Here is a 14,535-nt window from a genome sequence, read left to right as displayed (position 1 = left end):
AAGAAATTGATGGAAAGGTGAGAGCTAGTGGTGTTTGCCACGGAGCTCTTTGTATCTTGATTTATGGCTACATACGAAACCTTTGCGGCTGTTTATGATGCTGTGATGGATGATAGTTTATACGATAAATGGATGGATTTTTCTCTCCGTCATTTGCCTAAGACTAAGGAGAGAAAGAAACTTTTGGAGCTGGCTTGTGGGACTGGCATCCAGTCCGTTCGCTTTTCTCAGGCTGGTTTTGAGGTAACTGGACTGGACTTAAGTGCGGATATGCTGAAGATTGCGGAGAAGAGAGCGGCTTCAGCCAAGCAAAAGATTGATTTTATTGAAGGCAATATGCTAGATTTGTCCAAGGCAGGTAAATACGACTTCGTGACCTGCTATTCGGACTCTATTTGCTACATGCAGGATGAGGTGGAAGTAGGGGATGTCTTTAAGGAAGTGTATAATACCCTCAACGAAGATGGAGTATTTATCTTTGATGTGCATTCGACCTACCAGACAGATGAAGTTTTTCCAGGCTATTCTTACCATGAAAATGCGGAAGATTTTGCCATGCTTTGGGACACCTATGAGGATGTGGCGCCTCACTCCATCGTGCATGAGTTGACTTTCTTTATCAAGGAGGCTGACGGTTCCTTTAGTCGCCACGATGAAGTGCATGAGGAGCGGACCTATGAGGTCTTGACCTATGATATTTTGCTGGAACAGGCCGGTTTCAAGTCCTTCAAACTCTATGCGGACTTTGAGGACAAGGAACCAACAGAAACCACTACCCGTTGGTTTTTTGTCGCGCAGAAGTAGGAGAACATCATGACCATCACAGGTATTATCGCGGAGTTCAATCCTTTCCATAATGGGCACAAATACTTGCTTGAGCAGGCGAAGGGACTGAAAATCATTGCCATGTCTGGGAATTTCATGCAGAGAGGGGAGCCTGCTATCGTGGACAAGTGGACACGGGCTCAGATGGCGCTGGAAAATGGAGCGGATCTGGTAGTGGAATTGCCCTTTTTAGTTAGTGTTCAGGCGGCAGATTTCTTTGGCCAAGGAGCTGTGGATATCTTGGCTCGCTTAGGCATTGATACCCTAGCTTTCGGGACAGAGGAAGTTCTGGATTATCAAAAGATATCTGACTTATACACAGAGCAAGGTACTGAGATGGAGAAATTTGTGGAAAATCTGCCTGATTCCCTTTCCTATCCTCAGAAAACCCAAGCCATGTGGAAGGAATTTGCAGGTCTTGATTTTTCAGGCAATACACCCAATCATGTTCTAGCTTTGGCCTATGCCAAGGCGGTTGCGGGACGTAGAATCAAACTCCATCCGATTCAGCGTCAGGGGGCTGGTTATCATTCTGTGGATAAGGATGTTGACTTTGCCTCGGCAACAGCTCTCCGTCAGCATCAATCAGACCAAGATTTCTTAGAACGCTTTATGCCTTCTGTTGCTCTCTTTGAGCAGGCCAGTAAGGTGAGTTGGGATGACTATTTTCCCTTGCTCCGCTATCAAATCTTGTCAAATCCAGACCTAACAACGATCTATCAGGTCAATCAAGAAATGGCGGTGCGCATCAAGGAAGCTATCAAAACAGCCCAGTTTCTGGATGAATTGATTGAGGTAGTTGCGACCAAGCGTTATACCAAGGCGCGTGTCAGACGCCTCTTGACCTATATTTTGGTACAGGCCAGAGAAAGCGACTTGCCAGAAGGTATCCGTGTTCTTGGTTTTACCGAAAAAGGCAGACAACACCTCAAGTCTCTGAAAGAACAGGTCCATCTAGTCAGCCGAATTGGTAAAGAACCCTGGGATGCTATGACTCAAAAGGCAGACCAGATTTACCAACTAGGACAGCCAAGTATTGCAGAGCAGAATTTTGGAAGAGTGCCGATTAGAATAGAATCAAACTAAGTCTACTGAAAGGTAGGCTTTTTCTATTGTATGTTTTAATGAAAATGTCATTTTTAAGAGCTAGAAAGTTTGTTTGGTGATTTCAGAACTTTCTTCTAAAATTCACACAAAACTCTTCAATTTGGGTTTGTGAAAATCGGTTTTTTATGATAGAATATTAAGGAATGTATGTCATTCGATAAACAAATTTAATGAGGTAAAAACATGGAAATCATGACACTTGCGATTGCTGTTTTTGCCGTCATCATTGGTTTAGTCATTGGATATGTCAGCATCTCAGCTAAGATGAAATCATCTCAAGAGGCTGCAGAGTTGATGCTTCTAAATGCTGAACAAGAAGCAACTAATTTACGAGGACAAGCTGAGCGCGAAGCGGATTTATTACTAAATGAAGCCAAGAGCGAAAGCAAGTCTCTTAAAAAAGAAGCACTATTGGAGGCCAAAGAGGAAGCCAGAAAATACCGTGAAGAAGTGGACGCTGAATTTAAGTCAGAACGTCAGGAGCTCAAGCAAATTGAAAGTCGTTTGACGGAGAGAGCTACGAGCCTTGACCGTAAGGACGACAATTTGACGAACAAAGAAAAAACACTTGAACAAAAAGAACAAAGTATTTCTGATAGAGCAAAAAACCTTGATGCACGTGAAGAGCAATTAGAGGAAGTCGAAAGACAAAAAGAAGCTGAACTTGAACGTATCGGCTCGCTTTCCCAAACTGAGGCTCGAGATATTATCTTGGCTCAGACAGAGGAAAACTTGACCAAGGAAATTGCTAGCCGCATTCGTGAGGCAGAGCAAGAAGTCAAGGAACGTTCAGACAAGATTGCGAAAGATATCTTGGTTCAGGCTATGCAGCGTATCGCTGGTGACTATGTAGCAGAGTCAACAAACTCGACAGTTCACCTACCAGATGATACCATGAAAGGACGCATTATCGGTCGTGAAGGTCGCAATATTCGTACCTTTGAAAGTTTGACAGGGGTTGATGTGATTATCGACGATACACCGGAAGTGGTAACCTTGTCAGGATTTGATCCGATTCGTCGTGAAATTGCTCGTATGACCATGGAAATGTTGCTCAAGGATGGCCGCATCCACCCAGCTCGTATTGAGGAGTTGGTGGAGAAGAACCGTCAAGAGATTGACAATAAAATCCGTGAATACGGGGAGGCTGCTGCCTATGAGATTGGTGCGCCAAACCTCCATCCAGACTTGATGAAGATCATGGGACGTTTGCAGTTCCGTACTTCTTATGGACAAAATGTCTTGCGTCATTCGATTGAGGTTGCTAAGTTATCTGGTATCATCGCTAGTGAACTTGGTGAAAATGCAGCTCTTGCCCGTCGTGCTGGATTCCTTCATGACATCGGGAAAGCTATTGACCGCGAGGTTGAAGGTAGCCACGTTGAGATTGGTACGGAGTTGGCTCGTAAGTACAAGGAACACCCAGTTGTGGTGAATACCATTGCTAGCCACCACGGTGATGTGGAAGCTGAAAGCGTTATTGCAGTGATCGTTGCTGCAGCAGATGCCTTGAGTGCAGCGCGTCCAGGTGCTCGTAGTGAATCTCTTGAAAGCTATATCAAGCGCCTCCATGATTTGGAAGAAATCGCCAATGGCTTTGAAGGGGTGCAAAATAGCTTTGCCCTTCAAGCAGGACGTGAAATCCGTATCATGGTAAATCCAGGACAAATCAAAGACGACAAAGTCACAATCTTGGCTCACAAAGTTCGTGAGAAAATTGAAAATAATCTCGATTACCCAGGAAATATCAAGGTAACCGTGATCCGCGAACTTCGTGCAGTAGATTATGCTAAATAAAAAACTGAAGTCAGATTTTTATCTGATTTCAGTTTTTTAATTATTAACTAAACAAGAGATATTAATTATTTATCTAGGTGAGACCTCAATTGGAGATAGGTAAATTAAATCTTGTGTGGCGTTATAGGCTCCAACTTTGGCCTTTATATGAACATTTTGTCCTTTTCTGATATTTTCACCATTGAATGGTTTGAAAACAGGGTTAGAAATAAGGCTAATTTCAATAAACTTAAAATTAGGTCCAGTTGCTTCATCAGGATGATAATCTCCAGAATGAATAAGAATATCATACTTTGACTTCACCTTAGCCAAATCAGCAAAATTCCCATCAAATTCAATTGTCTGACCTTTATATTTTTGTATAAATTCTGTTATTTTGTCTGTGTTTTCGGTTTGTAGAAGTTCTTTAAACTCAGAATTATTTTCTACTGTAATAACTGTAGATTGAGATGAAGTAGTTGTACTTGATGAATTTTCAACTGAGCCAGATGATGAACTAGTTGAACTAGATTGGCTACTTGAACTTGTTGAGGATTCTTTAGAGGTAGATGAAGGTTTACTTGATATTTCAGTAGATTTTTCTGTAACCGAACTAGGATTTGTAGACGAAGGCAAAGAAGTAGACGAATTAGATTTGTTATTTTGGATTACTCCAATTAAGATAAAAAATAAAATTAAAATAACAAAACCTCCGGCACTCAAATATGGAGCTAATTTCTTTAATTTGAGTTCCTTCTCAGTTAAAGGTGTTATTTCTACCTCAGCTTCTTTTTCAAAAAAACCAAAGATTCCATTTTGGCCTTTTTCGATAACATGTATATGAACATCTTCTTTTTTGAGGTTTAAATCTAATAAACCATTTTCAATTGCCTCGTCAACAGACTTTCCTTTATAAACTCCCATAAAAATCTCCTTTTTAATATTATTATTACAATTATCTCTTAAATAGAATAAAATAGCAAGTCTTTTTATATGTTATTCCTTTTTTTAATGCTATTTTATGCTAAATAAATAAGAAAGAGCAGTTGAAATATTACTGCTTTTTTGTTACACTAGATAGAAAGACTGTAGAAGGATAACTGACGCAATCATCAGTATCCGAGAGAAATTTCACTTTATTTCACAGACTAACTAAAGGAGACATAATGGCAGACCGAGGCTTGCTAATCGTTTTTTCTGGTCCTTCAGGAGTTGGGAAAGGAACGGTTAGAAGAGAGATTTTTGAGAGTTCTGAGAATCAATTTCAATACTCTGTATCGATGACGACACGTGCGCAACGTCCTGGTGAAGTGGACGGGGTGGACTATTTCTTCCGTACTCGTGAAGAGTTTGAAGAGTTGATTCGCCAAGGTCAGATGTTGGAATATGCAGAATATGTTGGTAACTACTATGGAACTCCTCTAACCTATGTCAATGAAACTTTGGACAAGGGAATCGATGTCTTTCTTGAGATTGAAGTCCAAGGAGCCCTTCAGGTTAAGAAAAAGGTTCCAGATGCTGTCTTTATCTTTCTAACGCCACCAGATTTGGATGAATTGCAAGATCGTTTGGTAGGTCGTGGAACAGATAGCGCTGAAGTGATTGCCCAACGAATCGAAAAAGCCAAGGAAGAAATTGCTCTCATGCGTGAGTATGATTATGCCATTGTCAACGATCAGGTGCCCCTCGCTGCTGAACGTGTCAAGCGTGTGATCGAAGCAGAACACTTCCGTGTGGACCGTGTCATTGGTCACTACCAGGAGATGTTGCCAAAATCTCCAACTACTCGATAAACTATAGGAAACAGGTACAAGCAAATGATGTTAAAACCCTCTATTGATACCTTGCTAGACAAGGTGCCATCAAAATATTCACTCGTAATCTTGGAAGCAAAGCGTGCCCACGAACTAGAAGCAGGTGCGCCAGCTACTCAAGAGTTTAAGTCTGAAAAATCAACTCTTCGCGCTTTGGAAGAAATCGAGTCAGGAAATGTAACCATTCACCCAGATCCAGAAGGAAAACGTGAAGCGGTTCGTCTCCGTATCGAAGAAGAAAAACGCCGCAAAGAAGAAGAAGAAAAGAAAATCAAAGAGCAAATCGCTAAAGAAAAAGAAGATGGTGAAAAAATTTAAGGTTGGGGGGACTCAATCTTATTTTTTCTATTGCAAGAATTTACTGACAAGAAGGAGGTGAGAAGATGGCAATCGCAAAGATTATTGTGGATGTTCCCCTGATGCAGACGGACCAGCCCTATAGTTATAAGGTTCCAGAGGAATTTGTAGAGATGCTGGAAGTCGGTATGCGGGTCCATGTCCCCTTCGGTAAGGGCAATCGTTTGATCCAAGGAATTGTGCTAGGCCTGGAGTCCCAGTTGGATGAAGAAGTGGCTGATCAGGACTTGAAGGAGATTGCAGAAGTGCTAGATTTTTCTCCTGTCTTGACTCAGGAGCAACTCTGGCTGGCTGAGGAGTTACGCAAGTCCGTCTTTTCTTACAAAATCTCCATCCTAAAAGCCATGTTGCCTGGATTTTTAAACTCCAGTTATGATAAGATTCTCTATCCTCTGGAAGGTCTGAGTCAGGCAGACCGAGAGCGTCTGTTTGGTTCAGAAGAGTCGCTAGCCTTTTCTTCTCTAGATTTGGCCAAACAGGCAGAAATGATGCGCTTGACCAGGAAAGGTTTGCTCCGTTTAGAATACCAGGCAGTCGATCAAAAGAAGGTCAAGACCCAGTCTTGGTATGAGGTTGATGCTACTCGACTAGAGCAGATTGAGATTTCTGCGCGTGCTAAGAAAAAAGCAGAGCTGAGAGACTATTTGCTGTCTCATCCTAAGAGTGCTCCTCTGGCTCGTTTGTTAGAGTCCTACTCACGCGAGCAAGTCAACTTCTTTGTGGAGCAAGGCGCTCTAACCCTAGTCCAAAAGGAAGTGCAACGCTCAGCCGCTTATTTTGAAGGCATTGAAGCAAGTATACCTTTGGAATTGAATCCAGAACAAAGACAGGCGCGTGATGCCGTTGTCAGTGCTATTGGCAGTCAACAGCCTCCATTCCTCCTTCAAGGGATTACAGGAAGTGGGAAAACGGAGGTTTACTTACAGATCATCCAAGGAGCCTTGGATAAGGGTAAGACGGCCATTTTGCTGGTACCTGAGATTTCTTTGACTCCGCAGATGACAGAGCGTTTCATTGCTCGTTTCGGCGAGAAAGTAGCTATTCTCCACTCAGGCCTGTCTAATGGTGAAAAGTACGACGAATGGCGCAAGGTCGAGCGTGGCGATGCCCAAGTTGTCGTTGGCGCTCGATCAGCTATCTTTGCTCCGCTTAAAAATCTAGGTGTCATGATTATCGATGAAGAACATGAAGCTAGCTACAAACAAGACAGCAATCCCCGTTATCATGCTAGAGAGGTCGCCATTCTACGGGCCCAGTACAATCAAGCAGCCCTAGTCCTTGGCTCAGCGACACCGAGCTTAGAGAGCCGTGCGCGTGCTGGAAAAGGTGTCTATCAACACTTACGTCTGACCCAACGGGCCAATCCTTTAGCCACTATTCCTGAGGTTCAAGTGATTGACTTTCGGGACTATATCGGGCAGAATGAGACGTCAAACTTTACGCCCCCTTTGCTAGAAGCCATCCAAGACCGCTTGGATAAAAAAGAGCAGGTAGTCCTCATGCTCAACCGTCGGGGTTATTCTAGCTTTGTTATGTGTCGGGAGTGTGGGACGGTGGATACTTGTCCCAACTGTGACATTTCTCTGACTCTCCACATGGATACCAAGACCATGAACTGCCATTACTGTGGTTTTTCTAAGGGTATTCCTCATGTCTGTCCCAACTGTCAGAGCCGCAGCATTCGCTACTACGGGACGGGGACTCAGAAAGCCTACGATGAGCTGGCAGAACTCTTTCCTCAGGCCTGCATTCTGCGAATGGATGTGGATACAACCCGTAGGAAAGGCAGTCACCAAGCTCTTCTTGACCAGTTTGGTCAAGGGGAAGCAGATATCTTGTTGGGAACTCAGATGATTGCCAAGGGCTTGGATTTTCCAAATGTGACTTTGGTTGGAGTGCTCAATGCGGATACGGCCTTGAATCTACCTGATTTTCGTTCTTCCGAGAGAACCTTCCAACTCTTAACTCAGGTGGCAGGCCGTGCAGGCCGTGCGGAAAAAGCTGGGCAGGTCTTGATCCAGTCTTACAATCCGGAGCACTATGCCATTCGTTTTGCTAAGAATCAGGACTATGAAGGCTTTTACACTTATGAAATGGGCATCAGGCGCCAACTCGGCTATCCGCCTTATTATTTTACAATTGGGATTACCCTCTCTCACAAGAAAGAAGAAGAGGTTGTCAAGCGTGCCTATGAAGTCATGGGAATTTTGCGCTCAGGTTTGTCGGAAACTAGTAAAATCCTTGGACCAACGCCAAAACCCATTGCCCGTACCCACAACCTTTATCATTACCAGATTTTGATTAAATACCGTTTAGAAGTTGAGCTGGGACCAACTCTCAATCAGGTCTTGGCCTTGACTCAAGAACGGGAAAATAGCGAGCTTCGTCTCAGTATTGACCACGAACCGCAGCAATTTTTATAAGAAGGAGAAGAAATGACAAAACTAATCTTTATGGGGACACCCGACTTTTCAGCGACAGTCTTAAAAGGACTTTTGACAGATGATAGTTACGAGATTCTAGCTGTTGTGACCCAGCCAGACCGCGCTGTCGGACGTAAAAAAGTCATCCAAGAAACCCCAGTCAAGCAGGCTGCCAAAGAAGCAGGCCTTCCTATCTACCAGCCTGAAAAATTATCTGGAAGTCCAGAGATGGAAGCCATTATGAAGCTAGGAGCGGATGGGATTGTGACCGCTGCTTTTGGACAATTTCTCCCAAGTAAACTCCTTGATAGCATGGATTTTGCGGTCAATGTTCACGCTTCCCTCCTTCCAAAACACCGTGGTGGTGCACCCATTCATTATGCCTTGATTCAAGGGGATGAAGAAGCTGGTGTGACCATTATGGAGATGGTTAAGGAAATGGATGCAGGAGATATGATTTCTCGTCGCAGTATTCCTATCACTGATGAGGACAATGTCGGCACCTTGTTTGAGAAATTAGCCATTGTTGGTCGTGACTTGCTTTTGGACACCCTGCCTGCCTATATTGCTGGGGAGATTAAGCCTGTGCCTCAGGACCAAAGCCAGGTCACTTTCTCGCCAAATATCAAGCCAGAGGAAGAAAAGTTGGACTGGAATAAGACTAACCGTCAACTCTTTAACCAAATCAGAGGGATGAATCCATGGCCTGTTGCCCACACTTTCCTTAAAGGCGATCGCTTTAAGATTTATGAAGCCCTGCCAGTAGAAGGTCAGGGAGCTCCAGGTGAGATCCTCTCTATTGGCAAGAAACAATTAATCGTTGCAGCGGCTGAAGGAGCTCTATCTCTCAAGCAAGTGCAGCCAGCTGGGAAGCCCAAGATGGACATTGCTTCCTTCCTCAACGGAGTTGGACGGACACTGACTGTAGGAGAACGATTTGGTGACTAAAGTAGAAACGGCTAGAAATCTAGCTCTAGCAGTGTTAGAGGATGTTTTTGTCAATCAAGCATACTCCAATATTGCTTTAAATAAACACCTCAAAGGGAGTCAACTCTCAGCAGCAGACAAGGGCTTGGTGACAGAGATTGTTTACGGAACGGTAGCCCGAAAACTCACTCTGGAATGGTACCTGTCCCACTTTATCGAAGACCGAGATAAGCTAGATAACTGGCTCTATATTCTGCTCCTCCTGAGCGCCTACCAACTTCGGTATCTGGATAAGATTCCTAGTCACGCTGTAGTCAATGAAGCGGTAGAGCTAGCAAAAGCCCGTAAAAAAGGCAGTGAGAAATTAGTCAACGCCGTCCTTCGTCGTATCTTGCGAGAAGGCTGGCCAGACATTGACAGTATCAAACGCAAAAACAAGCGTGATTCCATTGCTTATTCTCTCCCAGTTTGGCTCGTGTCTAAACTCAAGGAAGAATACGGTGAAGAGCGAGCACAAGCCATCTTTAAAAGTCTCTTGGTGCGCAACAAAGCCAGTATCCGTGTAGCTGATTTGAGCCGAAAAGAGGAAATCAAAGCTTTGTTAGAAGCGACCGATTCCCCTTTGGCGGCCACTGGTCTGGTCAAGGAGCAAGGCCACTTTGCAGGACATGATTTGTTCGCAGAAGGGGCTATAACCATCCAAGACGAGTCCAGTCAACTGGTTGCTCCGACTCTTGATCTACAAGGCCATGAACAGGTCCTGGATGCCTGTGCTGCTCCGGGTGGGAAAACAGCCCATATGGCCTCTTACCTCACATCCGGTAAGGTGACGGCTTTGGATCTTTATGATCATAAGTTGGACTTGATCCAAGAAAATGCGGAGCGTTTAGGAGTAGCAGATCAAGTGCAAACGCAAAAATTGGATGCCAGAAAAGTGCATGAGTTTTTCGGTCGGGACTCTTTTGATAAGATTTTAGTAGATGCTCCCTGTTCTGGAATTGGACTTTTACGCCGCAAACCAGACATCAAATACAATAAAGAAACGGCAGATTTCACGTCCTTACAGGAAATTCAGCTGGAAATATTAGGTAGTGTTTGTCAAACGCTACGAAAAGGTGGTATAATAACTTATAGTACCTGTACTATTGTCTCTGAGGAGAACTTTCAAGTCGTTGAGGCGTTTTTAGAAAGTCATCCCGAGTTCGAGCAGGTTAAACTAGAACACGAATGCAAGGATATCCTGAAAGATGGCTGCATCCTGATCACTCCTGAATTGTATGGAAGTGATGGATTCTTTATCAGCCAATTTCGCAAGATATCAGAATAGGAAGGAACTGACACAATGGAAATAGCATTATTAACAGATGTTGGTCAGAAACGGACAAATAATCAGGACTATGTCAATCACTTTGTCAACCGAGCAGGACGCACTATGATCATCTTGGCTGACGGGATGGGAGGGCACCGTGCAGGAAATATCGCTAGTGAGATGGCGGTAACAGACCTTGGTGTGGCTTGGGTGGATACCCAAATTGACTCAGTCAATGAAGTTCGTGAGTGGTTTGCCCACTACCTGGAGATTGAAAATCAAAAAATTCATCAACTAGGTCAGGACGAAGCCTACAGAGGTATGGGAACAACGCTAGAAGCTGTTGCGTTTATTGACAACCAAGCCATCTATGCTCATATTGGAGATTCTCGTATCGGTTTGATTCGTGGAGAAGAATACCACCAGTTGACGAGTGACCATTCCTTGGTTAATGAATTGCTCAAGGCTGGTCAATTGACTCCAGAAGAAGCAGAAACTCACCCTCAAAAGAATATCATCACCCAGTCTATCGGACAAAAAGATGAAATCCAGCCAGATTTTGGGATGATTACACTGGAGTCAGGAGATTATCTCTTGCTCAATAGTGATGGTTTGACCAATATGATTTCGGCAAGCGAGATTTATGATATCGTAACCAGCGATATTTCCCTAGCAGACAAGGCGGCAACCCTCATTCGCTTCGCTAACAATGCAGGAGGTTTAGACAACATTACGGTTGCCCTTGTTTACATGAACGAGGAGGCAGCAGAATGATCCAAATCGGCAAGATTTTTGCCGGGCGGTATCGGATTGTCAAGCAGATTGGTCGAGGAGGCATGGCAGATGTATACTTGGCCAAGGATTTGATCCTAGACGGGGAAGAAGTTGCAGTGAAGGTCCTGAGGACCAACTACCAGACGGACCCGATTGCTGTGGCACGTTTCCAGCGTGAAGCGAGAGCCATGGCGGATCTGGACCATCCTCATATCGTTCGGATAACAGATATTGGTGAGGAAGATGGTCAACAGTACCTAGCTATGGAATACGTAGCAGGCCTTGACCTCAAGCGTTATATCAAAGAACACTATCCTCTTTCAAATGAAGAAGCAGTTCGGATCATGGGGCAAATCCTCTTGGCCATGCGCTTAGCCCATACTCGAGGAATTGTTCACCGGGATTTGAAACCTCAAAATATCCTCTTGACACCTGACGGCACAGCTAAGGTCACGGACTTTGGGATTGCTGTAGCCTTTGCGGAGACTAGTCTGACCCAGACCAACTCAATGTTAGGCTCTGTTCATTATTTGTCACCTGAGCAAGCACGTGGATCTAAAGCGACCTTCCAGAGTGATATCTATGCAATGGGGATTATCTTCTATGAAATGCTGACTGGTCATATTCCTTACGATGGGGATAGTGCAGTTACGATTGCTCTCCAGCATTTCCAGAAGCCACTTCCGTCCGTCATAGCTGAAAATCCATCTGTCCCTCAGGCTTTAGAAAATGTTGTCATCAAGGCAACTGCTAAGAAGCTGTCAGATCGTTATCAGTCTGTTTCAGAAATGTATGTGGACTTGTCAACTAGCTTGTCTTATAATCGTCGGAATGAACCGAAATTGGTCTTTGACGATGCGAGTAAGGCAGACACTAAGACTTTACCTAAAGTTCCACAAAGTACACTGACATCGATTCCTAAAGCTCCGGCGCAAGAAGAACGCCCTCAACCAAAGAAATCAACTCAACCAGTCGCAGAGCCAGCTCCAGCGCCAAAGCCTGCCAAGAAACGGAAGTTTAAGGCTCGCTATATGATTCTTTTGGCCAGTCTTCTATTGGTTGCAGCCTCTTTGGTCTGGATTTTGTCAAGAACACCAGCAACGATTCCTATTCCTGACGTAGCCGGACAAACTGTTGCAGAGGCTAAGGAAGCTCTTAAAAAATCCAAGTTTGAAGCCGGTGAAGAAAAGTCAGAGGCCAGCGATACAGTAGCAGAAGGACGAGTTATTCGAACGGATCCAGAAGCTGGTAGCGGCCGAAAAGAAGGAACCAAGGTCAATTTGATTGTTTCTTCTGGTAAGCAATCCTTCCAATTGAGCAATTATGTCGGACGTAAGTATACGGAAGTTGTAGCTGAACTCAAGGAGAAGAAGGTTCCTGAAAATCTAATCAAGATGGAAGAGGAAGAATCCAATGAAAGCGAACCTGGAATCGTCCTCAGACAGACCCCTGCTTCGGGTTCGACCTATGATCTCTCAAAAGCCACTACGATTACCTTAACAGTAGCTAAGAAGGTGACTAGTGTCAGCATGCCGAACTACATCGGTTCAAGTCTCGAGTTTACAAAGAATAACTTGACTCAGATTGTCGGTGTGAAGGAAGCAAATATTGAGGTTGTTGAAGTATCGACTGCTCCTGAAGGAACGGCAGAAGGAACTGTTGTCAGTCAAACGCCAAGAGCAGGAGAACAGGTTGATCTTGCAAGTACGCGTATCAAACTTTCCATCTACAAACCAAAAACACCACCATCAACTTCATCCTCTAATCCTGCCCAACGTGGGAACCAAGGTTCTCCTACAAGTCCAAACCAGGGGAACCAACAAGGAAATCAACAAGGGAATACTCCTTCTAGCAGTTCATCCAATAGTGAAGGAACTCACGAGAGTTCTCGAGATTAGACGAATCTTTGTCATGATTTCATGACAAAGATTTTTTTTCACAAGATTTTGTGATAAAATATAGGGAGTAGAAAAAGGAGGAGAAAATGGACGAATCGAGAGAGTTGAATGCCGTCATTGATGTGATTATGCTAGCAGGAACCATTCTCCTGAAAAGTGGATCAGAGATTCATCGGGTTGAGGATACGATGATCCGTATTGCCCATTCGCAAGGAATAATGGATTGCAATGTTCTTGCCATGCCCGCAGCTATTTTCTTCTCTATTGAAAATACCAATATTTCTCGGATGAAACGGGTGACCTCATCCTCTTATAACATTGAAAAAGTTTGCGATGTAAACCAAGTATCACGGGAGCTTGTGGGCGGGCAGATTGATCTCTCGACAGCCTTTAAAAAGCTGAAAGAAATCGGCAATCAACCCCTTCCTTATACCAAGTTCCAAGTGACTGTAGCAGCGACCCTCAGTGCCCCTTTCTTCTCGATTATGTTTGGGGGCAATGTTTATGACGCTTTTGGTGCGGCTATTGCGACTTTATTTGGATTTGCCTTCTCTCTCTACGTCGAGAAGTTTGTCCGCATTCCTTTTGTAACGGCCTTTGCGGGTGCCTTTGTTTTCGGATTGATCGCCCAGTTCTGGGCCCGCTATACAGGATTTCCTTCGACAGCAGACCTGATTATAGCAGGAGCGGTCATGCCCTTTGTTCCAGGGATTGCTCTGACAAATGCGGTACGGGATATCATGACCAACCATATCAACTCTGGTATGAGCAAGATGTTTGAATCTCTGCTCATTACCCTCGCTTTAGGGGCCGGCACTTCAGTCGCCCTGGTTTTGATGACATAAGATGACTCTAACAAGTATTTTGCTCCAAGCAGTGGCGAGTTTACTCGCTATTATCACCTTTTTAATCGTACTGAATGTTCAACGCTCCATGCTTCTACCTGGTGGTATTTTGGGAATGGGCGTTTGGCTCCTCTATCTCGTCCTCAAAGAGCCAACCAATGTTATTATCGCGACCTTTATCGCAGCAGTAATTGGCTCTTGCATCAGTCAGATTTTAAGTATTGTCTATAAGACACCAGCGGTGGTTTTTGTCTTGGCTATTCTTGCCCCCTTGGTGCCAGGTTATTTATCCTATCGGACGACAGCCTTCTTTGTGACAGGCGATTACAGCCATGCTATTGCCAGCGCGACTTTGGTGGTTATGTTAGCCCTTGTTATTTCTATTGGAATGGCAAGTGGAACGGTAATTCTAAAGCTTTATTACTACATCCGCAAACAACGAGGAATCTCTTCCTAATGCAGTCAAAGCAAAGACTTGAT

The 14,535-nt window shown here is 44.2% G+C and carries 13 protein-coding genes; 12 read left to right on the top strand and 1 reads right to left on the bottom strand.

The window, feature by feature from the left end; genetic code table 11:
• The first annotated feature begins 63 nt into the window (after positions 1-63).
• From DG474_RS07600 to DG474_RS07590, 3 genes are all read left to right on the top strand, one after another.
• The gene (locus DG474_RS07600; protein ID WP_255777971.1) at positions 64-804 is read left to right on the top strand and encodes a class I SAM-dependent DNA methyltransferase; all 741 of its coding nucleotides are present in this window, start codon (positions 64-66) and stop codon (positions 802-804) included.
• Positions 805-813: 9 nt separating this feature from the next.
• Positions 814-1,911 (top strand): nucleotidyltransferase, encoded by a 1,098-nt coding sequence (locus DG474_RS07595; protein ID WP_000156384.1) that lies wholly within the window; start codon positions 814-816, stop codon positions 1,909-1,911.
• A gap of 204 nt (positions 1,912-2,115) precedes the next feature.
• Positions 2,116-3,729, top strand: a complete 1,614-nt coding sequence (locus DG474_RS07590) for a ribonuclease Y (protein WP_000404959.1) — start codon at positions 2,116-2,118, stop codon at positions 3,727-3,729.
• Positions 3,730-3,798: 69 nt separating this feature from the next.
• Here the strand turns inward: DG474_RS07590 and DG474_RS07585 are convergent, their stop codons facing one another.
• Positions 3,799-4,632, bottom strand: a complete 834-nt coding sequence (locus DG474_RS07585; protein ID WP_084860227.1) for a DUF4839 domain-containing protein — start codon at positions 4,630-4,632, stop codon at positions 3,799-3,801.
• A 242-nt stretch (positions 4,633-4,874) separates the two neighbouring features.
• Here DG474_RS07585 and gmk point away from each other — a divergent pair, with 242 nt between their 5' ends.
• From gmk to DG474_RS07540, 9 genes are all read left to right on the top strand, one after another.
• Positions 4,875-5,501: a guanylate kinase gene (gmk, locus tag DG474_RS07580; RefSeq protein ID WP_000775041.1), complete on the top strand. Its 627-nt coding sequence runs from the start codon at positions 4,875-4,877 to the stop codon at positions 5,499-5,501.
• Positions 5,502-5,525: 24 nt separating this feature from the next.
• On the top strand, positions 5,526-5,840 hold the full coding sequence (gene rpoZ / locus DG474_RS07575) for a DNA-directed RNA polymerase subunit omega (RefSeq protein ID WP_002874282.1): 315 nt from the start codon (positions 5,526-5,528) through the stop codon (positions 5,838-5,840).
• A gap of 65 nt (positions 5,841-5,905) precedes the next feature.
• Positions 5,906-8,302: a primosomal protein N' gene (locus DG474_RS07570; protein ID WP_255777962.1), complete on the top strand. Its 2,397-nt coding sequence runs from the start codon at positions 5,906-5,908 to the stop codon at positions 8,300-8,302.
• 12 nt (positions 8,303-8,314) lie between these two features.
• Entirely contained in the window at positions 8,315-9,250 is a 936-nt protein-coding gene (gene fmt / locus DG474_RS07565; protein WP_255777960.1) for a methionyl-tRNA formyltransferase, read from the top strand.
• Positions 9,243-10,556: a 16S rRNA (cytosine(967)-C(5))-methyltransferase RsmB gene (rsmB, locus tag DG474_RS07560; protein WP_255777959.1), complete on the top strand. Its 1,314-nt coding sequence runs from the start codon at positions 9,243-9,245 to the stop codon at positions 10,554-10,556. The genes fmt and rsmB overlap by 8 nt, the downstream gene beginning before the upstream one ends.
• A 15-nt stretch (positions 10,557-10,571) precedes the next feature.
• Positions 10,572-11,312 carry a Stp1/IreP family PP2C-type Ser/Thr phosphatase gene (locus DG474_RS07555; RefSeq protein ID WP_000401527.1) on the top strand — a complete coding sequence of 247 codons (741 nt, stop codon included), beginning with the start codon at positions 10,572-10,574 and terminating at the stop codon, positions 11,310-11,312.
• A complete protein-coding gene (gene pknB / locus DG474_RS07550) occupies positions 11,309-13,210 on the top strand; it encodes a Stk1 family PASTA domain-containing Ser/Thr kinase (protein ID WP_070683772.1) in 1,902 nt (633 codons plus the stop codon). The genes DG474_RS07555 and pknB overlap by 4 nt, the downstream gene beginning before the upstream one ends.
• Positions 13,211-13,296: 86 nt before the next feature.
• The gene (locus DG474_RS07545; protein ID WP_255777955.1) at positions 13,297-14,055 is read left to right on the top strand and encodes a threonine/serine exporter family protein; all 759 of its coding nucleotides are present in this window, start codon (positions 13,297-13,299) and stop codon (positions 14,053-14,055) included.
• Between the two features lies 1 nt (position 14,056).
• On the top strand, positions 14,057-14,512 hold the full coding sequence (locus DG474_RS07540) for a threonine/serine exporter family protein (RefSeq protein WP_000176902.1): 456 nt from the start codon (positions 14,057-14,059) through the stop codon (positions 14,510-14,512).
• Positions 14,513-14,535: the final 23 nt, after the last annotated feature.

The organism is Streptococcus oralis, from assembly GCF_024399415.1.
GTDB classification, from domain to species: domain Bacteria; phylum Bacillota; class Bacilli; order Lactobacillales; family Streptococcaceae; genus Streptococcus; species Streptococcus oralis_CS.
The sequence above is the reverse complement of the archived record's forward strand: the minus strand, read 5'-3'. Positions and strand labels throughout refer to the sequence as shown.

What these genes read in the sequence shown, in the direction of transcription:
- DG474_RS07585 (WP_084860227.1), bottom strand. Translation starts at nt 4,632, where the DNA reads ATGGGAGTTTATAAAGGAAAGTCTGTTGACGAGGCAATTGAAAATGGT.
- fmt (WP_255777960.1), top strand. Translation starts at nt 8,315, where the DNA reads ATGACAAAACTAATCTTTATGGGGACACCCGACTTTTCAGCGACAGTC.
- DG474_RS07590 (WP_000404959.1), top strand. Translation starts at nt 2,116, where the DNA reads ATGGAAATCATGACACTTGCGATTGCTGTTTTTGCCGTCATCATTGGT.
- DG474_RS07540 (WP_000176902.1), top strand. Translation starts at nt 14,057, where the DNA reads ATGACTCTAACAAGTATTTTGCTCCAAGCAGTGGCGAGTTTACTCGCT.
- DG474_RS07555 (WP_000401527.1), top strand. Translation starts at nt 10,572, where the DNA reads ATGGAAATAGCATTATTAACAGATGTTGGTCAGAAACGGACAAATAAT.
- rpoZ (WP_002874282.1), top strand. Translation starts at nt 5,526, where the DNA reads ATGATGTTAAAACCCTCTATTGATACCTTGCTAGACAAGGTGCCATCA.
- gmk (WP_000775041.1), top strand. Translation starts at nt 4,875, where the DNA reads ATGGCAGACCGAGGCTTGCTAATCGTTTTTTCTGGTCCTTCAGGAGTT.
- DG474_RS07600 (WP_255777971.1), top strand. Translation starts at nt 64, where the DNA reads ATGGCTACATACGAAACCTTTGCGGCTGTTTATGATGCTGTGATGGAT.
- pknB (WP_070683772.1), top strand. Translation starts at nt 11,309, where the DNA reads ATGATCCAAATCGGCAAGATTTTTGCCGGGCGGTATCGGATTGTCAAG.
- DG474_RS07595 (WP_000156384.1), top strand. Translation starts at nt 814, where the DNA reads ATGACCATCACAGGTATTATCGCGGAGTTCAATCCTTTCCATAATGGG.
- DG474_RS07570 (WP_255777962.1), top strand. Translation starts at nt 5,906, where the DNA reads ATGGCAATCGCAAAGATTATTGTGGATGTTCCCCTGATGCAGACGGAC.
- DG474_RS07545 (WP_255777955.1), top strand. Translation starts at nt 13,297, where the DNA reads ATGGACGAATCGAGAGAGTTGAATGCCGTCATTGATGTGATTATGCTA.